Source organism: Cytobacillus sp. BC1816, from assembly GCF_051353635.1.
GTDB classification, from domain to species: Bacteria; Bacillota; Bacilli; order Bacillales; family Cytobacillaceae; genus Cytobacillus; species Cytobacillus oceanisediminis_C.
In genome coordinates this window covers 744,028-766,841 of the sequence record NZ_CP195611.1, presented here as the reverse complement: position 1 = coordinate 766,841, position 22,814 = coordinate 744,028, and the positions used below count along the sequence as shown (strand labels likewise).

Sequence of the window (22,814 nt, the reverse complement as noted above, 5' to 3'; positions counted from 1 at the left end):
ACAAACCTGCCCTGTTTTTTCAATAAGAATTCAATAAAAAAGGGGTTAGTTTAAGTTAAAAATCCTCAACACTTTTGTGCTAGAGCATATAAAAAAGAGCGTTCTTACTAAAGAAAAGCACCCGATTACTGAAGATCGTTATTGAACAAAAGCGCACGGTTGTAAAAAATCTTAAACTTACCCACCCGGTAGCTGAAGAAGGAATTTTTCCTATTATAATTAATTCTTTTATGGATATATTGGCTGCAGGAAATGTATCCTTTAACCCGAAAACTAATTGTTGGGAAGCTGGATGCCAATCCAGTGGCTTACATCGCATTGGCCATATTCATTATCGCCCACAGCAACCACCGTACCGTCTGATTTAAGGCCGAAGGTATGCGAACAACCCGCCGAAATCGCTACAATATCGACCCAATCTCTTACATTACATTGGCCATAATCATTCCATCCCGCAGCAACCACAGTACCGTTTGATTTAAGACCAACTGTATGATTACTACCCGCCGAAATCGCTACAATCCCCCGCCAGCGGCTTACATCGCATTGGCCTAACTTATTTTTACCCACAGCAACCGCCGTACCATCCGATTTTAGTCCAACAGTATGAAGATACCCCGCCTTAACCGCCACAATATCGACCCAATCTCTTACATTGCATTGGCTAAACCGATTATTCCCCACTGCCGAAACCGTGCCGCCCAATTTAAGACCGATTGTATGCCAGTCACCCGCCGCGATTGCCACAATATCATGCCAGTCGTTCACATTGCATTCACCATCATTATTTCGGCCCACTGCAACCACCGCACCATCCGATTTAAGGCCAATAGTTCGTCGCCATCCCGTAGCAACCGCTACAATATCGCCCCAGTGGTCTATATCACATTGTCCATAATTATTCCAACCCACAGCCTCCACAGTACTGTTAGATTTAAGACCGATTGTATGAGCATTACCAGTGTTCGTTGCCATATGAACATTACCCGCCGCGATCGCCACAATATCGTGCCAGCCGCTTACATCACATTGGCCATATTTATTATCACCCACAGCCTCCACAGTACCGTCAGATTTAATAGCAACAGTATGACGACGCCCCGCCGCTATGGTATCTTTAGACCACCGCTTTATTCGATGAAATATCATCCATGTTTTACCTCCTTTATAACAAGAGCTAATTTTATTTTAGTATCATTTTCGCTACTTAAACAAACCTGCCCCTGTTTATTGCATAAGAAAAGGCTGCATTTTAGCAGCCAGACCTTTAAGCAAAGCACCCTTTTGTTGACTAAACTTAGTATTTGACATTAAAAACTTAAGTCGATATTATAGATATATTAAATCTACAATAGGAGTAATATATGAAGTTAACAAAAGCAACGAACTATGCTCTCCACACCATGTTATTTTTAGCTGCTAATCCGCCTGATGAGCATATTGGTGTGGCAAAATTAGCTGAACGCCAAGAAGTTTCAACCACATATTTATCTAAAATACTAACAAAGTTAGTAAAGGCGGGTATGGTTGAATCTGTCTCAGGTGCAAATGGTGGCTATAAATTAAAACCTGGCTGGGAAGAACTTTCATTACTTGATGTTATAAAATCTATTGAAGGTTTGATGCCTATTTTTGATTATTGCCTCAGTCATAATCCTGACTGTTTAATTCAGAAGGCGATCGAATCAGCCGAGGAAAAGTTTTTAGATGAATTGAATCAAACACGTATAGTTGACCTGGCTAACAAAATGAATGAGACATCTATATAAATCATGATGTCTTTTATTCAAATTATAGATATTAAAACTCTATAATATATATTATAGACAAGGAGGAAAATAAATGATGGATAAATATGATTGTATTGTAATTGGTGCAGGGCCTGCCGGATTAAGTGCAACCTTAACTTTAGGGAGAGCGCGCAGAAAGGTTGCCCTATTTGATAATGGAACAAATCGAAATCGTGTAACTCATGAGTCACATGGTTTTTTAACAAGAGATGGAATTAAACCAAAAGAATTTAAAGATATAGCAGTTAAACAATTAGAATCGTATCCTTCTGTTTCTATTTCGAATGAGACAGTTATTAAGGTAATTAAAGATGTTCAAAGGGATTTATTTTTAGTCAATACATCAAACAATAAATCTTATATAACAGAAAAAATACTGTTAGCTACCGGAATACAAGAAGAATTTCCCTTATTACAGATTAGACAATATTATGGTAATAGTTTATTCAGCTGTCCATATTGTGATGGCTGGGAGCTTAGAGACAAGCCGTTAGCTATAATTGCAGAAAATGATGAACACATTATTCATATGACTAAATTGGTTTTTAATTGGTCAAGGGATTTAATCGTTTTTACTAATGGTCATCAACTATCCAATAAAGTGCGAAATGATTTTGAAAGTAAAAAGATTAAGGTTTATACAGAAGTTATTAAAAACTTACACGGAGATAATGGTAACTTAGAAAGTATTGAATTAGAATCAGGTGAAAACATTCTAAGAAGTGGCGGCTTCGTAGTTCCAAGTTTTTATCGCCCAAATAAATTTGCAGAACACTTAAATTGTCAAGTTGATGAAAACGGAGGGATAATCACAGATAGTGCTGGACGAACAACAGTAATTGGGATATATATTGCAGGTGAAACTGAAAAGGCAGGACCCTCTTCTTTGATGATTGCTGCAGCCGACGGCAATAAGGCTGCTTCAAGCATAAACATGGATATTACATTAGATAGATTTTAAAATGCAAGCTGATGAGTTATAAATGCAACTCATCAGTTTTTGTATTATTGGGTTTAACAACTTAAAAGCCTTACTACATTAAATGGCCCGATTGTTTAACACAAATTAAACACCACTCTTCCACAAACCTGCCCCGTTAGCTCAATAAGAACTTAAATAAAAAAGCCGCTAATCCTTCCTGGATTAACAAGCCCTCTATTTTTAGTAAGATGTATCTGTTTTACTATTTACCCCGAGAAAGTATAAGGCATCCTTAACATTAGAAAAAGTAATTATACTATTTAAATTAAGGCCAATTTTAACTGCCTCTACAGCTAATTGGGGCCTTACCCCAGTTAGAATGCATTTTACCCCAAGTAATTTTAGTACATTGTTAATTTTAAATAGGTAGTCAATAACTAAATTATCAATTTTATAAATTCCCGAGCAATCTATAATCAAACGGCTAACCCCTTGCTCTTGAACATTGACCGGTACTAATTCTAAGAGTTGTTCAGCTCTATTCTGATTTATTACGCCTAACAGTGGTAGAACAGCAATGCCTTCTAGAAGAGGGACAATTCTTGACGCTAGCTCATTTATTTGCATATTCATTTCATATTGTGCTTTATCTTGTTTTTTTCTCTCCGTGATGTCTTTTACGTAAGTTTGGATCGCTCTTGTGCCCTCTACTTTAATAGGGTGACAATATAACTCAACCTCAACTGGCGTTCCATCCATTCTATATATAGTTTCCTCTATAACCTCTGCGGGTTTACTATATGCCCCGGATATTCTCTTGGTTATTGATGGTTTAGAGGTGTCTTTAAATATATCTAAAGGACTGGCCCCAATTACTTGGTCCCTTGAAGCACGAAAAAATCTTTCTGCTGCTTCATTTATATATATTATCTTCAGCTGTGAATGCACAATTATTGGATCCAGTGCATATTCAATTACTTCTTTGTAATTAATGCCTTCAATATTCTCGTACATTTTCCCTCACTCCTTAAATTAAGGGTAGTTCATTTTATCGTTGTATACAAGGAGAATACTTTTTTATTCACATTCAGATTTTTTATTTTTAAGCTTATTGAACTAACCTGCCCCTTTTGTTTAATAAGAAAAGGCCATCAAATTTGGCAGCCGTATCTTCAATTAATACCCTATAGTGTAAGTGCATTACTTCACAAAGTAGTTTTTTATTTCAGGAATGCTGCCCTTTTATTTTAAGAAGAATGATCACAACGATATTAACCAATTAGATTTATTTAAGGTTCTGTATCCAGAACTAAAGAAAATAATAGATATATTACTTACATTAAATATGGAGAAAATCATACTGCGAGAAATTACTGGAATAGTATGACAAATATAACCACTAAGAATATAATGGGTTTATATAAAAGGATGAAAGGAGGATGGCTATGATTTATATTGCTCTTCTTCGGGGGATTAATGTGGGTGGAAAAAACAAAATTGACATGAAGTTGCTTAAACAAACTTTAGAAAAAATTGGGATGAATGATGTAGTGACATACATCAACACAGGTAATATTATTTTTTCGTACAAAGTCATATCAAAAACTGAACTATCTCGTATTTTGGAAAAAGCGATACATAATGATTTCAAATTACAAATTAAAGTAGTAGTTCGTAGTGTCGATGATATCAGAGAAATCATAAACGCTATTCCTGCCACATGGAAAAATGATAAGAATATGACAAGTGATGTCATGTTTTTATGGGATGAAATTGATGATGAATCAGTCCTTGAGAATCTGGTTATTAAACCAAATATTGACTCGGTAAAATATGTACCAGGTGCGATCCTATGGTCGGTTGACAAGAAAAATATAACCAAAAGTGGAAAGTCAAAGCTCATTGGATCAAAGATATACAAACAAGTTACGATAAGAAATGTCAATACCTCTCGTAAGATTTATGAACTGATGCAAGCTCAAAAAAGTTAGCTCTCCCGATAATAATTATATAATTGATTTTCATTAATTTGTTTGGAGCTCAGGGAATTAAAGGGACCACTCACTATTTACTAAAAGGTAATGGGGCAAGAGTTGAAGATCTAAGAGGTCGGCAGCTCTTTTTCTTCCTAAAGCAACCTGCCCCTTTTGTTGAATAAAAAGGGCGGTTGTAATGGAAGCCGTACTTTAAGCAGTGCACCCATTAGTTGAAGATAACTTTTACTTTTTTAAGACAGCAACTACACTTTTTTTAGTTATAAGTTTATTTCTTATGGACCTTAAACACCATATTGGACTGGAAAGTACAATAGTTTATTGGAAACCAATCGTTAAATTATCTGACTACGGAGAAATAGCGTTATCCGTCGTCATTAACCAACATATGAAGGCACTTCTGGGACTCAAAATAGCTCGACTACTCGCTACGACCCTAATATCACCTCTTACTTGAATATCATACTCTCAAGGGTGATTAAAGTAATCCTCATAGATTAATGAACTCCACTTCAAATCTTTTGGTATTTGGATTATATTCAAACAGTTTAATTCTCAAAAGGCTGTACAAATAGACCGTCGCCTTCAAGCCATTCTGCTATAAAAACATCTTTGTAGTCAGCAATATTTTGAGTATTTAATTGTGACTTTAACCAAAATTCATTAAATCCCAAATCAATAATTTCATCCCATAAAACCTTACCGTCTCTTATTAAAGTCACTGGAACTGAAACTACTTTTGAAGTCATATTAAAATCTTCCTGAGTTGTTTTTTGATACTTTGATTTTTTTAAAATACTAATCGAACCATTTGCCTCTAAATAACAAAAGGCAACCTCACGAAGTGAAAAGGTTTCACTCTGTCGAAGTAAACTTTGCAGCTGGTTTATATTCATTCTATTTTTCCTTAATGCTTCTCGGTCTACAATTCCATTTTTAATTAGTGCAGAGGGTTTCCCTTCAAAAACCCCCCTGAATGCAAGGAATTTTTGACCTAGATATTCAACTGAAAAAAGTAATCCTCCCCAAATGGTCATCGAATAAACAATATAAACTACTCCTATTTTATGATCGTATAAAGCATTTCCTAATAGTTCTCCCAATACAATAGATGCGATAAAAGTAAAAGGAGATATTTGATTAATGATTTTTTTACCCAAAAACTTTACCATTATAAATAGAAAAAAAAAGCCAACTATTAATTCAATTGTTAAGTACGATAATTTCATTTTCTGTGAACCCCATTCATCTTTGACTTAAAATTATTTTCTCAACTATTGTTTTAATAATAGAACTCATCAATATTTTCGCCATATATTTGGAAAATATAAAAAATGACTGCATGACACGGAGGTGTAACAGGGGTTGAGAAGTTATTCGGGGAATTGGATGTACAGTCCCTCCCCTTCCATAAAATAAACAAAATGATTATTTAGATTTGCTGAGACATACAAAGATTTATTAAACTGTCCTGCCCCTTTTTTCAACAATAAAATCCGCCTCAAAGCTACCTAGTACAGGAAATATATTATTACAATATTAACTTAGCTATAATCATGAAAAGTATTGCTATAAAAAAAAGCAAATGAAGAAAAATCCCAAATACCTTAACGGATTAGGTAATTCCTTTTAATCTATATCTGTGGGATACCTAAATAAAATCAATAATCTATAGGGTGAAATGAAACTTGAAATACATTTCTCATTTTTCTCCAATTTGCTATACTATCCCTATCTTGCTAAAAGGTTGTGTCATATGGAATTAACAAAAAACCAGGAAAAGTTAAAAAAAAGATTGTCGTCGGTACAATTAATTGTTTCCTTTTATTTAATTGCGGTTATTATGTCAACAATCTTGTTAAGTTTACCAGTCGCACATAGACCCCATGTTGAACTGTCATTAGTTGATGCGTTATTTACAGCTGTCAGTGCGATTAGTGTAACAGGTTTGGGCGTAGTCTCGACAGCTGATACGTTCAGTGTACCAGGTTATTTTATTTTGGCTTTTATTCTCCAGTTTGGCGGCATTGGTATTATGACCCTTGGAACGTTCATATGGATTCTCTTCGGAAAAAAAATAGGCTTAAAAGATCGGCAGCTCATTATGACAGATCAGAATCGTTCGACATTTTCCGGATTAGTCCAGTTAATGAGACAGATATTAATCATTATAATTATTATCGAACTTATTGGAGCCGTTATATTAGGAATTCACTTTCGAAACTATTTCCCTACATGGGAAGAAGCTTTTATACAAGGTTTCTTTGCATCAGTCAGTGCTACCACTAATGCAGGATTTGATATAACCGGCACTTCACTTGTTCCATTTGCACAGGATTATTTTGTTCAGTTTATCAATATGATTTTGCTTATCCTTGGTGCAATCGGCTTTCCTGTACTTATTGAGGTCAAGGAATTTTTAACACATAAAGGAGATATCCCTTACAAATTTACGTTGTTTACAAAACTGACAACCCTTACTTTCTTTATCCTTATTGTTGTAGGTGCTGTTTTTATCTTTTTATTTGACAGAAACCATTTTTTTGCAGGTAAATCATGGCATGAATCTTTGTTTTATTCCTTATTCCAATCCATATCTACGAGAAATGGTGGATTAGCTACAATGGATGTAAGTGATTTTTCAGATCCGACTTTGCTTTTTATCAGCGGATTAATGTTTATTGGGGCATCGCCAAGCAGTGTTGGAGGTGGAATTCGTACAACCACTTTTGCAATTATGATGTTAAGCATTTACTTCTATGCCAAAGGAAAAGAATCAGTTAAAGTATTCGGCCGTGAATTGCATCCAAGTGATATTCATGGATCTTTTATTGTTATAACAACCGCTGCTTTTATTTGTTCTTTTTCAATTATTTTAATGACTATCTTTGAACCTTCATTCAGCATTATTGAAATTGTTTTTGAAGTTTCATCCGCTTTCGGGACAACAGGATTATCAATGGGCATAACATCTTCTCTTAGCACTCCAGGGAAATTTATTATCATGGCACTTATGTTTATTGGCAGAATTGGTATCTTTTCATTCCTATTTTTAATAAGAGGAAACACCGTTAAGGATAGATATAAATATCCAAAGGAAAAGGTGATTATAGGGTGATAAAACAAGATGGTTTGATTGTGATATTCAGTTGGATGTTTGCAGGGATGCTTTTGGCGAAAGTATCTTTATTTTTAACCCTTGCTAACATCCATAGAGTATTATGGATTGAATACCATTCTTCTTTGACGATAATAACTATTACACTGTTATTTGGAATTTGCGGTTTTTTCTATGTCAAGGTTAAAAAAAATAAGAAAAGCTAATAGAGCTGCCGCTTTTAGGCAGTTTTTTTAATTTGGATATCATTTGGAATAATTATAAGCCTTATATTTTAGCAGCTGGGCTTTGAAGCATATGCACATGTTAGTTCAAGAATAAAATTTTTAAATACTCTGGAATTATCTGCTAATTTAAAGGAAGGAAGACATAAAAAAACAGGGGGCGGAGGAATTGAACTTTAGAATTTGTATTTTGCTAATAGGTTTTGAACGTGGTCTATTCTAAAGAAAAAGGCAATTTAATGGATGATGAATTTATAAAAAAACACGAAAAAAGCTCGGGGTCGAAAGTCTTGTATGATGTACGATGGAGAACCCTGGCTTTTAAGAATAACCTACAGTATTTTTAAAATAACGGATGGCATTGGTGATGGCGAGACCGAAGGCATAAACGGGGTAGATGTAAAATATAACGAAATTAAGACTAAGGGCACAAGTTGCTAGTAACCTTCTTTAATCTGAAGGAAGGCTCTTATGATTGAGTTTTCATTGAGAGAGGGATTAACCAAAGAAAAGGGATTCGAAATAGTCGAATTGTTAAATAAGAAAAGCCGCCTGGTTTAGGCAGCTCCTCTTGCATTCAACACTTATAGTGAACAAACTTTATCTATTTGTTGGATTAAAACTGTAATAAATTTATTAAATGGGTAAAAATACAATTTACTATTTATGAAACCAATTATTATACTAATAACTTTTTAAGATTTTTTTGAAACCCTGACTTTATATGATCATTCATTTCCAGGAATATGTTTCGGGAGATAGATTAAGGCCTTAAATAAATCTCCGTCAATTTGTATGTTGAATTTCCCTTTTTGTATTTCAATCAGGCTTTTCGCAATGGACAGTCCTAAGCCGCTGCCTTGGCTGGATCTCGATTCATCGCCTCTTTTAAAACGCTCCATTAATTCGTCTGCTGAGATATTTAACTCAGAAGCTGAGATGTTTTTGAAGGTAAGGAGGATTTCACTGCCCAATTCCTCAATAGATATATATACCCTTGAGCTTTTGAGGGCATATTTAAATATATTTGACAGCAGATTCTCGATGGACCTCCACAATAATTTCCCATCTGCTGTAAGATATACTTTCTCCCGTGGATAACTCAGCTTAATATCTAAATCCAGTAATTCAACCTTGTCATTCACTTCCCCTAGCCCCTGGGTTATTAAAGACACGACATCTATTTTTTCAAAATGGACCGGTATATTTCCGCTGGACGCCTTTGTAGCTTCAAATAAATCTTCTGCCAGTATTTTTAGCCTTTTTGACTTTTGATCCAGTACTTCAATGTAATCTTTTGCCTTCGATGGGTCCTTTTCATCTTTCAATAAATCAACATAAGTAATAATGGAAGTTAAGGGGTTTCGAATATCATGGGATACATTGGTAATTAGCTCCGTTTTTAACCGCTCACTTTTCAGTTCGTTATCTACCGCTTTTTTCAATCCATCCGTGATGCTGTTGATGTTGGCAGCAAGCCTGCTGAATTCTCCTTTTTCACCTGCTTCAATACGGTGATGAAGATTCCCTTCCTTAATTCTCTCTACCCCGCTCTGTATTGAGTTAAAGGTCTTGATTTTCTTAAAGGCAAACCAGGCTGCCAGGCCAATCGTTACCGGAAACATGAAGAACGTTAAAGCAATTACTATCGGATAGCCGATGACAAGCAGTACCGTCTTTACGCCGGTGCTTCCGCTTTGATAGACATCTCCTATAAATTTAACCAGGTTGTGGATCAATGTAAAAATCAATGTATGTTTGAAAAGCGTTCTATTTTTGAAATGCTTTACGAGTGATAGAATCAGCACGAGTCCCAGAGCGGCGAAAGGAATCGTGATGGGTATGATCATTTTTTCTATATTCTCAAACACATCATCGACTAAAGCAACCCAAAATACTATAAGCATAGTACATAATACGATTTTGATGTCATTGTATAATTTATCTGCTGGATGCAAGTGAAGTTCTTGGTCCTTAAATGACTTTCTGCCTATTATGAGCACAAGGTAAAAAAACGAAAGAATAAATCCAGCCAGGAATACAAATACTTGATATGCGTTTTTTCCAGCAATGGCTTTGTTTTCTTGCCACTCTTCTGTTTTAAGATCCAGCAATTCTTCCGGAAAAGCAACATACACAACTGTGTTTCCTGTATCCAATTCATCCATTTGCTCAGTTATTAAATGCAAATGTTCATTTTCTTCCGTTTCTTTTGGATAAAATACTCGTTTGTATCCCTTGAACAGCATATAAGAAGGATAGTTTTCAAACTGTTCTTTTTCGGTCTTTGTACTGTTTTTAAACACATTTGTACCATCACTGGCAAAAAACATCAGATCTGAATCCTCAATATTCTGCAAGAGCAAATGAAATTCTCTTAAATCCTCCCTGATCAGCTGATCATTTTCCTGAGAGAGTGTGTCTGCGTACTCTTCTTTAAACTTTTTGAAATTTTCTTCTTCACTTAATTCAGGACTATAACTTCTGGATTGGTTCCGAAATTCTGAATATAAATTCTCTTCCACACTTCTCCATTCATCCTGGCTGATTGTTTTGCCGCTTAAAATATGCTCCTCATTCTTATATTCTCCTAATAGTCTTGTGAGATCACCGATGAGAGCCTCATTTTCCAGCACATATGCCCTGCTCTCTAAATAATCGCCTTCAACCACGCTGCCAAATTCCCCATCATTTAAGATCTCTACTTCAACAAATGCTCGAAGGATTCCCGTAAAGCATAAGATGGCAATAATGAAAACAATTATTTTCGTAATGACAGAATGACTATATTTTTTCAACTTTATATCCAACTCCCCACACCACCTTTAAATATTTTGGCTCTTTCGGATTTATTTCTATTTTTTCTCTAATCTTTCTGATATGAACGGTTACTGTATTTTCAGGACTAAAGGATTTTTCATTCCATATCTTTTCATAGATCTCTTCGATGGAAAAAACTCTTCCGGCGTTTGCAGTCAGAAGCTTTAATATCTTATATTGTACGGGTGTGAGATGGACCTCCTTCCCATCAATCGTGACTGTTCTCCTTTCATCATCGATCATAAGTCCCCCAGTCTGATATACATTGCTTCTTGTTTCGAGACTTCCAAATGTCGTATATCGTCTCAGCTGTGATTTAACCCTTGCGATTAGCTCCAAGGGATTAAATGGCTTGGTGATGTAGTCATCTGCCCCTAAATTCAAGCCTAAAATTTTATCCGAATCCTCCGATTTGGCAGAAAGCATGATCAATGGGATATTATTTTCTTCCCTAATCTTCATGGTAGCTCTAATCCCATCCATCTTGGGCATCATAATGTCCATGATAATAAGATGAACCTCATGATCTCTGATTACTTCAATCGCTTCTTCTCCATTAAAAGATTTAAGTATTTTATAGCCTTCGTTTTCTAAATAAATGCCTATCGCATCTACAATGGCTTTATCATCATCACAAACCAATATGTTCATGAAAATTCACTCCTAAGTATGATTGTCAATATTAATCCCGTCCCTTTATTATTCCTGCTAATAGAATAATATCAATTAAATCTTAACAAACACTTTATGCAATTCTTAAGATTTTCTTAGTGTTTTAAAAGAAACAGCCATAAATCGGCCATCCGTATGTTTACTCATAATAAAAGGGATCAACATGATGAATCTCTCTCAATTTTTTTTAGCCATTATAAGAAACATATTAATCACCACATAATTAAAGAAGCAATCCCTTTCATCGCAGGATTGAGTGGGATTGCTTCTTTACAGAACAAGCTGCAGTAAAAGACAAAAGGACCTGCTAATGCAGGTCCTCGCAAAATTAAGCCGTTACGGATGCAGCGTATTTTTCTTCCAATGTCTTCTTTAATAATGAAGCTAATTCAAGCATTCCATATTTTCCAGCTCTCGCTTCTGCATCTGAGTTATAGTTTGTGTTGGTATTGATATCATAAGTGTAAATATCACCTTCAGCATTTCTAATAAATTCAATGCCAGCAACTTGAATATGATTCCTGGCAAGAACGTCTTTATATTTTTCTAAAATTTCGTCCTCAAAATCTTCAATGATCTGGAACTTAGGCTTCTCTTCAACCTCTTCTCCTACCGGGCAGAATAAGTCGCCAATCTGGCATGCGTCCGCTGGGCAAAGTTCAAATCCTTCCGATGTATCAACCCTAACGGCATAAACAAAATTGCCTCCGACAAATTCACAGCGGGTGATATAGCTTTCAGGAGATTGAATGTATTCCTGAATAAGGGTAATGCCATCAACAGGTTCTTCGAAGGAAGGTCCCTCCACATAAGCTTTTAGAGCTTCAATACTATGGAATAATTGAACACCCAGGCCTTTGCCGGCACGGTTATGCTTCGTGATAAACGGCTGTCCTGCAAATGCTTCGGCCGCCTTAATAATATGTTGTTTTCCCACCGCTGCAATTGTTTTTGGAGTCCTGACACTAGATTTGTTTAACTCCAAGTACTGCAAAACCTTGCTAACTTCCAACTTTAGAGCGCTCGTTCCATTTAACACTGTACGGCCATGTGCTTCAAGCCAGGCCAATACTTGTCCGGAAAATTCAGCCGCAAAACGATGATCGCGGGTATGAGAAGAAGCACTCATTCGGCTATAGAAGATTCCTTCCGGCGGTTCCGCCGATAAATCCAGCGTCCCTTCGTCTAAATGCCATTCTTCATAAGGAACACCCAGTTCCTCCAGCCTTTTTGTCAAATAGACTGTCCACTCACTATTTTCATGAATTACATATACCTTGCTCATTATTCAGGCCCCTTTCTAGCTCTTTATTAAACTGCGTTTTTGTTCCACTAATGGCATAACCGTTTTTGCAAAGCGTTCCATTTCCTCCAGCTGAGGTGAGAATTGCAATAATAGCAGGTCCAGGCCAGCTTCTTCATATTGTAAAATCCGATCAGCAATTTGCTCTGGTGTTCCTACTAGGTTTGGCCGCAGACCTCTGTTAGAGACAGAGTAATCCTGCAGCTGAATCTGCTGCTCTAATTGTGATTTTGTAGTGAAGTCCTTAAAGCCTGCATAACCGCTGGAATCCTTCACAGTCGTGACTTTTTCAAGGTCAGCAAGAGCCTCTTCTTCTGTATCACGGCAAATAACATAAGCAGCCATTCCAAAAGAACTGAATGGCGGATTGCCCGTTTGTTCACGCCGTTCCTTCATTTCTCCTATTTTCCGCTTAATCTCTTCAGCCGTTCCGCCGTGCATAACATAAGCATCACATTTTTCTGCAATGGTCTGCTTGCCTTTTTCACTTTCACCGCCTGCATAAAGAATCGGGTTAGGTCTTTGAACTGGCTTTGGAGCAAGCTTCGTGTCCTTTAGGTTGTAAAATTGGCTGGAATAATTGAAGGTTTCTTCCGTCCACAGCCCTTTTAGAACATCGATGAACTCCTCGGTACGGGCATAACGCTCATCATGCTCTGTAAAAATACCGCCATATTGACGGGCTTCTTCGGCCCACCAGGCAGAAACCACATTTAGAGTAAAGCGGCCGTTGCTGATTTGATCGATATTGGCTGCCATTTTTGCTGCTACAGCAGGATTATGAAAACCGGGACGGACCGCGGTCATAATTTCAATTTTTTCTGTCACGGCTGCCAGTGCTGCTGCCGTGGACCAGGCTTCAAGAGAATCATGATCCGGTCCTTTAATATCATTTAAATATAATTCAGCGATTAATGTAGTCGAGTATCCCCATTTTTCAGCCGACTGAATGACGTTTTTAGCATATTCAAAGGTTGGCGGCATTTTTTCGTCTTCCACATTTCGCAGCCATCCTCCAAAAATCGGCAGCCAGAAACCATATTTCATTTTTCTTCTCTCCTCTTGCATTCTAAATAACTACTTTTCGCATAATTTAAGTTGGATTTATAAACAATAAAAAAACTCTCCTCCTAAGAAGAGAGTTTTATAACCCTCTTCTCATCTTTCAAGCGTTGCGCTTGCTGGAATTGGCACAGTATTCATCAGAACCTGCTGCCGAGGCTTCAAAGGGCCAGTCCCTCCACCTCTCTGGATAAGAAGAAAAATATTCAATTTTTTAATTATTTAAAGCGATAATAATTTAAATTCATCAAAATGTCAACCAATTATTTTTGAACTCTAAATACTGTTAAGATTTCCCTTAATAAATGCACTAATACATATCCTTCTGAGTAAAATTCCAAAACGCAACAGCAAGACAGGCGGCAGCCCAAATCCCAAGAATGGTTAATGAAAATGGCAGTGACATCCCTTCAATCGGCGGAGCTTGACCTTCCAAGTAGTTAATCAGATCAAAGTTCAAGTTCACTAAATACTTGGAACTCGTCCAACTCGAACCGATAGAAGATAACAGGGTGCCTGCGATTAACACCGCCATCATTGCCCCGATTCCAGTCGCTGTATTTTTCACCAGAACTGATATCATGATGCTTATGGTTCCAACAACCGCTGTTACCACCCAGGCAAGCCCAACTGACATCAGCAGGTATTCCCACATCGGCAGGGTATGGATATATTCCGTTGAAAACTCACCAGATGCAGAAGCTTGAAATCCGGTCAAAATAGGTGCGGTCCAGCCATCATATCCGAGCACGATACCTGAAACCCCATAACAGACAATCACGGTTGCCGCCATCAGCATAGAGGTATACAGCAAAACCGTCAGCCATTTAGCCATCAGGATTCTCCATCGTTTAACCGGCCGGGACAGTAATGTTTTGATGGTGCCATCATTATATTCCCCGCTCACAATATCAGCCATTATAATAATAATGAATAAAGGCAGGACAAGTGTGATTCCCTGCGAGAAAAAGATGCGGATAAACGTAGGGGCTCCAGGATAGTTCGGGTTGATATCGTTGTCCAGATAATACTGCTTTTGCTTCAGATCAAATTCAAGGAACTGTCTGAACTCGTCCTGGATTCCACTCGAGGCCAGCCGATTTTGCCGATCGACAATCTCCTGCTGAAGCTCCACTCTCCAGTCCAGAGTGCCCTGCTTTTCGATTTTCTCCTGTATCTCCCGGTATTGTGCGTATGTAAACATAGAGACTAGAATGACTAAAATGACGATGACAACCGCCAGGCGTTTTTTGGAAGCAATTTTCATCACTTCATTATGAATCAGGCCAATCATATTTGGATTAGACAATATGATCGCCTCCTGTCAAACTAATAAATAGATCCTCCAATGTCTGCACTTTCCTTTCGATCGTCCATACTTCAATACCCGCCTTCATTAAAGCTTCATTCAGGATCGAGGTTCTGCCTTCATCCATAAGAGTGTGTATAGTATGGTCATCGTATAGTTCTGCAGCCTGGACATATGGGGATTCTTTAAAAATAGCAAGTGCACGAAAAGAATCACTGACTCTCCAATCCACACCAGATGACAGTGCACCAACTAAATCGCTTACGCTGCCGACCTTCACGATTTTCCCATGGCTCATAATAGCCACACGGTCAGCCAGCAACTCGATTTCACTTAAAATATGACTGGATACGAGCACCGAAAGGCCCGTATCATCGACCAGCTTCCTGATAAATGTCCGCAGAGCTTTGATTCCCATCGGGTCCAGTCCATTAGTAGGCTCATCCAGTATAAGCACATCCGGACGGCCTAACAATGCTTGTGCAATACCAAGGCGCTGACGCATTCCTAATGAATAGGTCCGAACCTGATCATCAATTCTTGCAGTTAGATCAACCAAATCAATGACCTCTTGGATTCGTTCTTCATCCACATCAGGCAGCATCCGTGCAAAGATTTGCAGGTTTTCGCGCCCGCTCAAATACTTATACAGCTCTGGGTTTTCGACGATAGAACCAAGCCGCTGCATCGCTTGAACAAATTGCTTTCTTACATCAAAACCGCAGATGTGAATCTTTCCGGACGTTGGCTTAATGAGCCCAACGAGCATCCGGATCGTGGTAGTTTTCCCGGCACCATTAGGACCCAGGAACCCAAATACTTCTCCTGGATAAATTTCAAATGATATATTATCAATAATCGTTTTCTTTCCAATTATTTTCGTTACATTTTTTAATTGAACTGTCGGCTTTAAGCTCATAGCATCACCCTTGTTCTATTCTAACTAAATTTTCGAATAATGACTCTTTTAAATACTCAATTTGAGAAGAATTTGGATACAATTATAAGAAAAAGAGAGGTCAAATGATGAAAAAATGGATGCGGCAGTTATTTTTAACACTATCCCTTGCACTGACAGTTCTTTTTGGGTATGGCCTATTCAGTGCCTACATGGATGTTACCAGCCCGCCCCGAGCGGAAATATTAGTGAAATCAGATGAACGTCCTGCCACACCTGGCGATACATATATCGCACTTGGGGATTCATTGACCAGGGGTGTCGGCTCATCAAATGGAGAAGGTTTTGTCCCGCTGATTGGAAATGTACTTAAAGAAAATCATACTGTTGAACGTTTCCAAAACCTAGGTGTAAGAGGTGCCAGAATTGAAGATTTGCTGGCCCAGTTAGAACAAAAGGAAGTCAAGAGATCTCTTAAAAATGCCAAAATCATTACCATTACAATTGGGGGAAATAACCTATTTAATAGCGGGGAGATCCTAAAAAGATATTCAGAAGAAACCGCCCTTGGCATCCTGGAGACCGAAATTCCGAATTTGGAAAAGACGTTTAAGCACATTCGTGAAAGTAATCCGAATGCAGTCATACTCTATATGGGGCTATATAATCCATTCAAGCAATCGCCCAACGGGGATTCATTTGATTCCATCATCCAAAAGTGGAATGAGTCTGCCCGTACACTAGGCTTGAAATACAGCGTTCAAGTAGTGGATACTTTCAATCTGGTCACGGATGCCAAACGTGATCTTTCCAGTGACGTTTTCCATCCGAATGATTCTACTTATCAGCAAATAGCTGATAGCATGTCACTTGTCATTGAAAAAAGTATCATACAATAGGAAAAAGGTGAATCCACAGTCCACATGAGGTCTGAACTGCAGATTCACCTTTTTCATTATTACATGCTTCATAAACCTTTATCCATAGTGTCCTATGGGCTATGATTCCGTTAATCCTATAATGGTGTACTTACCCTAACTGGCGTTTGAATTCTTTAACTGCGAAGAAGTAAGAGATGACCATGATGCCGACGCACCAGGCAAGCGCGATCCAGATGCCGCTGCCTACAGATCCTTCATACAAGAGGGCACGGATCGCATCCACGATTGAAGTCACGGGCTGGTTCTCAGCGAACACACGGACAACTTTAGGCATGGTATCGGTTGGAACGAAGGCCGAACTGATAAAAGGCAGGAAAATCAGCGGGTAAGAGTAGGCTGTCGCCCCTTCCATAGACCCCGCTTTTAATCCGGGAATGACAGCCAGCCATGTCAGCGCCAGCGTAAACAGTCCGAGTATCCCTGCTACCGCGAGCCAATCCAGTATATCGGCGCTGGAACGGAAGCCCATCAAGAGAGCTACGAGGATAACTACCCCAATAGTAAGCGCATTGGAAACAAGCGAGGTCAGCACGTGAGCCCACAATACCGATGAGCGCTTGATGGGCATCGTAATGAAACGCGCCATCAGCCCGCTCTTAACATCCGAAAACAGCCGCACGGAAGTGTAAGCGACGCCGGATGCGATAGCCATCAGCAGAATTCCCGGCAATAAATAATTGACGTAATTGTCCGATCCTGTCTCTATGGCCCCGCCAAATACGTACACAAACAGCAGCAGCATCATAATCGGCGTAATCGCCACCGTAATAATCGTATCCGGGCTGCGCATGATGTTGCGCATTAAACGGCCTAGTAATACCCCTGTTTTGCTTTTCATTTACATCTCCTCCTTTTTGCCGATGATTGCGAGGAAAATTTCCTCCAATGTCGGCTGCTTCTCGATATACTCCACTTTTGCTGGCGGGAACATCTCTTTGAGTTGGGCAAGTGTACCAGTCGTGATGATTTTTCCGCCATGCAGGATGGCGATTCGGTCCGCCAGTTGTTCGGCTTCCTCCAGGTACTGGGTCGTCAGCAAGATGGTCGTGCCGCTGCTGGCCAGCTCCTTGATGGTATCCCAGACTTCAATTCGTGCTTCCGGATCAAGCCCTGTCGTTGGTTCATCGAGAAAAATGACTGCCGGTGTCCCGATCAGGCTCATAGCGATGTCAAGCCGGCGCTTCATCCCTCCGGAATAATTGTCCGCCCGGCGGTTGGCCGCCTCGGTCAGGCTGAATCTCGCAAGCAGATTATCAGCGACTTGAGCGGGATTGGAAACTCCCCTCAGCTTGGCGATCATCATCAGGTTTTCCCGCCCGGTGAGCATGCCGTCTAAAGCTGCGAACTGCCCTGTCAGACTGATGCTTTGGCGAACATGATCCGGTTGACGCTGAACGTCAAAGCCGCAAATACCTGCTTCTCCGCCATCGGACTTCATCAGCGTCGAGAGGATGTTGACGGTCGTCGTCTTGCCCGCTCCATTTGAACCCAGCAGGGCGAAAATTTCGCCACGCCGCACCTCAAAATCCACTCCCTTTAAGACTTCCTTATCTTTAAAGGATTTTTTTAACCCTTTTACAGAAATCGCTGTATTGCTCATACTTTTTTCCTCCTTATAATTAGCGCCTTGCGGAGCTGGATTGTCTACAACCCTCTACTTAGTCTTACATATATTCTGCATGACTTAGTACCGGAGTAAAAATGAAACTGAATAGTGCAGGTGACAAATCACATTTGTAAAACACCTATTCAGTCGGTATTATCTAGTGAATTTACTTTTTTCCCAATCGCTTCATGATACTCTCATTCAAATCTTCCCGATACTTGGCGACATAAGTTTTAGCATTTGCCACTAGTTCGTCGGCAAAGGATGCCACGTCATCCCCGGTGATTTCAAGCACTTGTCTGCCTTCCGCCGCACCGGCTTCGAACAAATCGATTAATTCATACTGCATGTGCAGCATATCCATCCCGTTGCCCGCTGAGAAATTCCACATGTAGTTTTGAATTTTCTTAAATACAAACTGGTAATCCTCTGGAAGTGCTTCAACCCGTGCCATCATCATCTTGTATTCTTTTTTATCACCAATCATTTTTTTGAACATATCAAACATGTTATTTTTCCTCCTTTTTTATAAAGCTGAACAAGACACTCCAAAAATATCTGACAGAATATCTTATGAAACTAGGTTGACTTCAAGACGTTGATTTTTGATGATACAAAATCCCATTTTTCCCAAAATAATTCAAGTTCCTGGCGGCCCGCATCATTAAGTGAGTAAAATTTGCGGGGCGGCCCCATATCTGACGGTTTCTTTTCCACGTTCACCAGCTTTTTCTTTTCTAATCGCACGAGGATGGTGTAGACCGTCCCTTCCACGACTTCGGTAAAACCAAGCTGGTTCAGCCGGCGGGTAATCTCGTAGCCATAGGTTTCATGTCGGCTGATGATTTCCAGTACACAGCCTTCCAGCGACCCCTTCAGCATTTCAGTTAAATTTTCCATGTTCTGAGCCTCCTCTATTGTGTCTGACTTATATTCAGTATTACTTAGTACCAGGGGGGGGGGGAATTTTTACTGGACAGCTTTTGGGAACCTCCCGCTATTCAGTATTGCTTATTACAGGTACATTGTAACACCGAGTAGCGAAGGGTGTCAACTATTTATCATAAGAATAATTTAATTTGGTCAACTGCCCAACAAAAAACTGCTTGATTAACAGCTTATGAGCATCCAATGCAAAAACAAATAAATGACAACCCGCTATTTCTCCCATAGCTCGGCCAGCCGGCCTTCTGGGTCTTTGATCCAAATAAACTTTCCAAACTCACTATCCTCTTTTTCCTTAGCAAGTGGTACATGAATTTGTTCAAGATGCTTAATAGTCTCGTTTAAATTATCTACTTGAAAATTTAACATCACATGTTGTTCTGCTGGAAAATAACTGTCATTCTCGGCAAAGAAAGAAAAGATAGTCTCATTGCCTAATTGGGGTTAAATCAAAGTCCTTTTTCAATTTTCCATTTCAATCTTCAGCACTTCACTATACCACTTTTTTACAGCATCAAGATTCTTAGTTCTCCAAAATATCCCGCTGAGCCCTTTTATCATCGTAACTAACTCCTGTCACTTTTTATTTTTTCGCTTTCTTTACTAACTTTAGGATTTCTATAAAAAAAGGAACTGCTGCACACAGTTCCTTTTTTATACTCCTCCAATGACCAGCTAAATCCAGTCTGCACTTTCATCAGCAAGCCTTTGTAAATCATTCATAAAAACACCAGCATGATACCCATCACAAACAGCATGATGCATTTGTAAAGAGACTGGAAGGAATAATTCATCATTTACTTGTGAATACTTCCCTCCAGTTATTATGGGCAAGAGAAAATCCCCGCCATTATTAATATTTAAATTAAATGCGGTAAAAGAACTCCATGGAATCATAGAGATCGGAATAGTATTATCTGGTATAGGTGTTTTTGGAAATAATCGCCCCGTACCATTGTATCTTTCTTCATCATTTTCATATTGAGCATGAAACTCAGAAAAAATTGATAAGTTTGGTGACCAGATGCCAGAAAATGTGTGCGTCATCTTATCAAAAATGGTATAGAGAGGGCAAATCTCTGTCCAATAACCTAAATTACCTTCTGAGTTGAAATTCATTCTAAATTCTCTGTGGGCGTTAACGATTTTTGTCACTATAAAAATAAACGCAGGATATAACTTATAATTCTTTTTCTTTAAGTTCTTCATAAGTATTGTAATATTTATTTCATTCGTCAGACTGAATGTTGTCTGCTGCTGTAAATAGTGTTCAAAATATTCTTTTCGATCCCACTTATCACGATTAATACTGTTAAATTTCATACTCAACGCCTCCTAATATAATTAAATTTATCTTAGGAGGCTATTTTCACTGCTTTTTTCATGACAGTCATCCTTTTTTATTAAATATTTCTTTATATTATCAAGTATCCCTAACTAGTTTCAACAAGCTTTCTCCACTAACAAGCTCCTCAGTTCAAAAAGCAGTATTAAAGAATGGCCTCTTCCTATATTAAAACTCATTCATGTTTGATATGACACCTTTTAAGATTTCTATTGATTTTATTGGGTCATCATCAAGCTCTAAACTGTGATTGCCACCCTCAACCACTTTTAATATAAGAGTTTGGTTCTTTTTCAATTTTTCAAAGCGCTCCTCAATGAAACAACTATCCCGATCTCCCATTATACAAAGTCCCTTATGATCACTATGAATCATTGTGTTAAATACGTCATCTCTTTGCAGCAATGGCGTCAGCCATACGGCTTTTGCATCTTTAAACATGGTATTATCAAGCAGATAACTCAAAGCTATTGTTCCGATTGATTTAGCCACAAAATAATAATTACTGTATTTCTTGTTCTTGATGGCACTGTCGATTGCATGTTGTACATCTCTAGTGAAATCCTCTTCACTTAGAACAGACATCTCTTCCCTGCTAAATGTATAGTTAATGTGTAATACATCAAAACCCTTTGTGTAAAATAACCCTGTTGTAAAGTGCAGCAGCGGAGCTTTTGTTGTATAGCCAGCCCCAGGCAAGACAATAACTAACCTGTTTGTTTCTCTCTTTTGTTCTATCATTCTAAAAGGAATACTTTTTGAACCAGCAATACTACGATTAGTCAACGTTTACTCACTTCCTAAGTTTTTATTGGTATCTATTCTTGACCATTAGCCTATATTCCTTTTTCAAGTGAACTGCCCCCTTAAGCAACATGAAAACCAATTTAGAGCAGTAATCGAAATTTCCCTTTGCATTTTTTATATAAATAATCAGTGATCAGCTTATCGGATTGATGTTTTTTGTCAGTGCTTGTTCTACCCAATTAAATGGAGCATTCAATTGAGTTTTCACTGAGAGAGGGATTGACCAAAGATAAAGCATTTGGGATTGTTGAATCTAATATTGAAGAAACAAAGAAGTCACAATACATGTTGGGATGGAACTCTTCATTCCTCTCTCAATCGTTCATATTTTTGGATTGAAACCATTGCGATAATTCTTGCTGCTGCAAAGTATAAAACCCCAATCATCTTCATTGGCTTTTGTTCACTAAACAAGTATTCACTCCTGTTCTTTAGTCTAGGAAAGCGCTCCATAGGTGATGATAATAAAAAATCCAAGTATTGCTCCCCGTGAGCTTAATTTCTAATACGCCCAATCAATATGCTATAATTTGGAGGGTAAATTGAAGATAGAGGTGACAATCCTTGGCCATACATGTCGTACTATATCAGCCGGATATTCCGGCCAATACCGGAAATATTGCCCTTACTTGTGCTGCAACGGATACATCCTTGCATTTAATCCGGCCGCTCGGCTTTTCAACAGATGAAGAAATGATCAAGCGGGCAGGCTTTGATTTCTGGAACTCTGTGAACATAACGTATTATGATTCAATGGATGATTTTTTTTCAAAAAACCAAGGAGAGTTTTATTATATTGAAACCTTTGGTGAACAAGCACATTCATCCTTTGATTTCAGTGATCCTTCAAAGGAGCATTATTTTATGTTTGGAAAAGAAACAACGGGCTTGCCAAAAGACTTACTGGAAGAAAATAAAGATCACTTTTTAAGAATACCCATGAATAATAATGTACGTTCACTCAACCTTTCGAGCACAGCTGCTATTTTGGTGTATGAGGCTCTGCGCCAGCAGGGATTTCCCCATCTGAAATAAACATCTTCCGCGCTGGAAGATGT

General features: G+C 38.4%; 22 protein-coding genes, 1 pseudogene and 1 riboswitch. Of the genes and pseudogenes, 7 read left to right on the top strand and 16 right to left on the bottom strand.

The window, feature by feature from the left end:
* Positions 1–273 precede the first annotated feature (273 nt).
* The gene (locus tag ACR42H_RS04135) at positions 274–1,149 is read right to left on the bottom strand and encodes an RCC1 domain-containing protein (RefSeq protein ID WP_436374806.1); all 876 of its coding nucleotides are present in this window, start codon (positions 1,147–1,149) and stop codon (positions 274–276) included.
* 215 nt (positions 1,150–1,364) lie between these two features.
* Here ACR42H_RS04135 and ACR42H_RS04130 point away from each other — a divergent pair, with 215 nt between their 5' ends.
* Together ACR42H_RS04130 and ACR42H_RS04125 are read left to right on the top strand one after the other, a co-directional pair.
* Entirely contained in the window at positions 1,365–1,769 is a 405-nt protein-coding gene (locus tag ACR42H_RS04130; protein WP_113882873.1) for an RrF2 family transcriptional regulator, read from the top strand.
* Positions 1,770–1,845: 76 nt separating this feature from the next.
* Complete coding sequence (locus ACR42H_RS04125) at positions 1,846–2,751, top strand: NAD(P)/FAD-dependent oxidoreductase (RefSeq protein WP_436376835.1); 906 nt, start codon at positions 1,846–1,848, stop codon at positions 2,749–2,751.
* 201 nt (positions 2,752–2,952) lie between these two features.
* Here the strand turns inward: ACR42H_RS04125 and ACR42H_RS04120 are convergent, their stop codons facing one another.
* Positions 2,953–3,726: a PAS domain S-box protein gene (locus tag ACR42H_RS04120; protein WP_436374805.1), complete on the bottom strand. Its 774-nt coding sequence runs from the start codon at positions 3,724–3,726 to the stop codon at positions 2,953–2,955.
* Positions 3,727–4,157: 431 nt separating this feature from the next.
* Between ACR42H_RS04120 and ACR42H_RS04115 the strand changes: the two genes are divergently transcribed.
* On the top strand, positions 4,158–4,703 hold the full coding sequence (locus ACR42H_RS04115; RefSeq protein WP_113885457.1) for a DUF1697 domain-containing protein: 546 nt from the start codon (positions 4,158–4,160) through the stop codon (positions 4,701–4,703).
* Positions 4,704–5,254: 551 nt separating this feature from the next.
* On the opposite strand, the gene ACR42H_RS04110 is transcribed toward ACR42H_RS04115, so the two are convergent.
* Positions 5,255–5,935 carry a DUF421 domain-containing protein gene (locus ACR42H_RS04110; RefSeq protein ID WP_113885455.1) on the bottom strand — a complete coding sequence of 227 codons (681 nt, stop codon included), beginning with the start codon at positions 5,933–5,935 and terminating at the stop codon, positions 5,255–5,257.
* Positions 5,936–6,462: 527 nt separating this feature from the next.
* Here ACR42H_RS04110 and ACR42H_RS04105 point away from each other — a divergent pair.
* Together ACR42H_RS04105 and ACR42H_RS04100 are read left to right on the top strand one after the other, a co-directional pair.
* Positions 6,463–7,824, top strand: a complete 1,362-nt coding sequence (locus tag ACR42H_RS04105; RefSeq protein WP_113885454.1) for a TrkH family potassium uptake protein — start codon at positions 6,463–6,465, stop codon at positions 7,822–7,824.
* On the top strand, positions 7,821–8,030 hold the full coding sequence (locus tag ACR42H_RS04100; RefSeq protein ID WP_113885453.1) for a hypothetical protein: 210 nt from the start codon (positions 7,821–7,823) through the stop codon (positions 8,028–8,030). Before ACR42H_RS04105 ends, ACR42H_RS04100 begins: the two co-directional genes overlap by 4 nt.
* 746 nt (positions 8,031–8,776) lie before the next feature.
* On the opposite strand, the gene ACR42H_RS04095 is transcribed toward ACR42H_RS04100, so the two are convergent.
* From ACR42H_RS04095 to ACR42H_RS04070, 6 genes are all read right to left on the bottom strand, one after another.
* A complete protein-coding gene (locus tag ACR42H_RS04095) occupies positions 8,777–10,858 on the bottom strand; it encodes a HAMP domain-containing sensor histidine kinase (protein WP_436374804.1) in 2,082 nt (693 codons plus the stop codon).
* Positions 10,833–11,519 (bottom strand): response regulator transcription factor, encoded by a 687-nt coding sequence (locus ACR42H_RS04090; RefSeq protein WP_113885451.1) that lies wholly within the window; start codon positions 11,517–11,519, stop codon positions 10,833–10,835. The genes ACR42H_RS04095 and ACR42H_RS04090 overlap by 26 nt, the downstream gene beginning before the upstream one ends.
* A gap of 349 nt (positions 11,520–11,868) precedes the next feature.
* Positions 11,869–12,825 carry an ATP-grasp domain-containing protein gene (locus tag ACR42H_RS04085; RefSeq protein ID WP_436374803.1) on the bottom strand — a complete coding sequence of 319 codons (957 nt, stop codon included), beginning with the start codon at positions 12,823–12,825 and terminating at the stop codon, positions 11,869–11,871.
* Between the two features lie 15 nt (positions 12,826–12,840).
* The gene (locus ACR42H_RS04080; protein WP_436374802.1) at positions 12,841–13,890 is read right to left on the bottom strand and encodes an LLM class flavin-dependent oxidoreductase; all 1,050 of its coding nucleotides are present in this window, start codon (positions 13,888–13,890) and stop codon (positions 12,841–12,843) included.
* Between the two features lie 108 nt (positions 13,891–13,998).
* Positions 13,999–14,102, bottom strand: a riboswitch (SAM riboswitch).
* A 113-nt stretch (positions 14,103–14,215) separates the two neighbouring features.
* Complete coding sequence (locus tag ACR42H_RS04075) at positions 14,216–15,199, bottom strand: ABC transporter permease (RefSeq protein WP_436376834.1); 984 nt, start codon at positions 15,197–15,199, stop codon at positions 14,216–14,218.
* Between the two features lie 7 nt (positions 15,200–15,206).
* The gene (locus ACR42H_RS04070; protein ID WP_436374801.1) at positions 15,207–16,133 is read right to left on the bottom strand and encodes an ABC transporter ATP-binding protein; all 927 of its coding nucleotides are present in this window, start codon (positions 16,131–16,133) and stop codon (positions 15,207–15,209) included.
* A 104-nt stretch (positions 16,134–16,237) separates the two neighbouring features.
* On the opposite strand from ACR42H_RS04070, the gene ACR42H_RS04065 reads away from it, so the two are divergent.
* On the top strand, positions 16,238–17,011 hold the full coding sequence (locus ACR42H_RS04065; RefSeq protein ID WP_436374800.1) for an SGNH/GDSL hydrolase family protein: 774 nt from the start codon (positions 16,238–16,240) through the stop codon (positions 17,009–17,011).
* A 130-nt stretch (positions 17,012–17,141) separates the two neighbouring features.
* Here ACR42H_RS04065 and ACR42H_RS04060 read toward each other — a convergent pair whose 3' ends face one another.
* The 7 genes and pseudogenes from ACR42H_RS04060 to ACR42H_RS04030 form a co-directional block, all read right to left on the bottom strand.
* Positions 17,142–17,891: an ABC transporter permease gene (locus tag ACR42H_RS04060; RefSeq protein ID WP_436374799.1), complete on the bottom strand. Its 750-nt coding sequence runs from the start codon at positions 17,889–17,891 to the stop codon at positions 17,142–17,144.
* Positions 17,892–18,653: an ABC transporter ATP-binding protein gene (locus ACR42H_RS04055; protein WP_113885444.1), complete on the bottom strand. Its 762-nt coding sequence runs from the start codon at positions 18,651–18,653 to the stop codon at positions 17,892–17,894. It lies immediately after the preceding gene.
* Between the two features lie 172 nt (positions 18,654–18,825).
* Complete coding sequence (locus ACR42H_RS04050) at positions 18,826–19,167, bottom strand: DUF1048 domain-containing protein (RefSeq protein ID WP_009335229.1); 342 nt, start codon at positions 19,165–19,167, stop codon at positions 18,826–18,828.
* Positions 19,168–19,238: 71 nt separating this feature from the next.
* The gene (locus ACR42H_RS04045; RefSeq protein ID WP_019379484.1) at positions 19,239–19,559 is read right to left on the bottom strand and encodes a PadR family transcriptional regulator; all 321 of its coding nucleotides are present in this window, start codon (positions 19,557–19,559) and stop codon (positions 19,239–19,241) included.
* Between the two features lie 258 nt (positions 19,560–19,817).
* Positions 19,818–20,165, bottom strand: a pseudogene (locus tag ACR42H_RS04040) (VOC family protein).
* A gap of 114 nt (positions 20,166–20,279) precedes the next feature.
* A complete protein-coding gene (catA, locus tag ACR42H_RS04035; RefSeq protein WP_113885443.1) occupies positions 20,280–20,927 on the bottom strand; it encodes a type A chloramphenicol O-acetyltransferase in 648 nt (215 codons plus the stop codon).
* Between the two features lie 190 nt (positions 20,928–21,117).
* On the bottom strand, positions 21,118–21,735 hold the full coding sequence (locus ACR42H_RS04030) for an alpha/beta hydrolase (RefSeq protein ID WP_436374798.1): 618 nt from the start codon (positions 21,733–21,735) through the stop codon (positions 21,118–21,120).
* A 585-nt stretch (positions 21,736–22,320) separates the two neighbouring features.
* On the opposite strand from ACR42H_RS04030, the gene trmL reads away from it, so the two are divergent.
* Positions 22,321–22,791 (top strand): tRNA (uridine(34)/cytosine(34)/5-carboxymethylaminomethyluridine(34)-2'-O)-methyltransferase TrmL, encoded by a 471-nt coding sequence (gene trmL, locus ACR42H_RS04025; RefSeq protein WP_113885441.1) that lies wholly within the window; start codon positions 22,321–22,323, stop codon positions 22,789–22,791.
* The last annotated feature ends 23 nt before the right edge of the window (positions 22,792–22,814 follow it).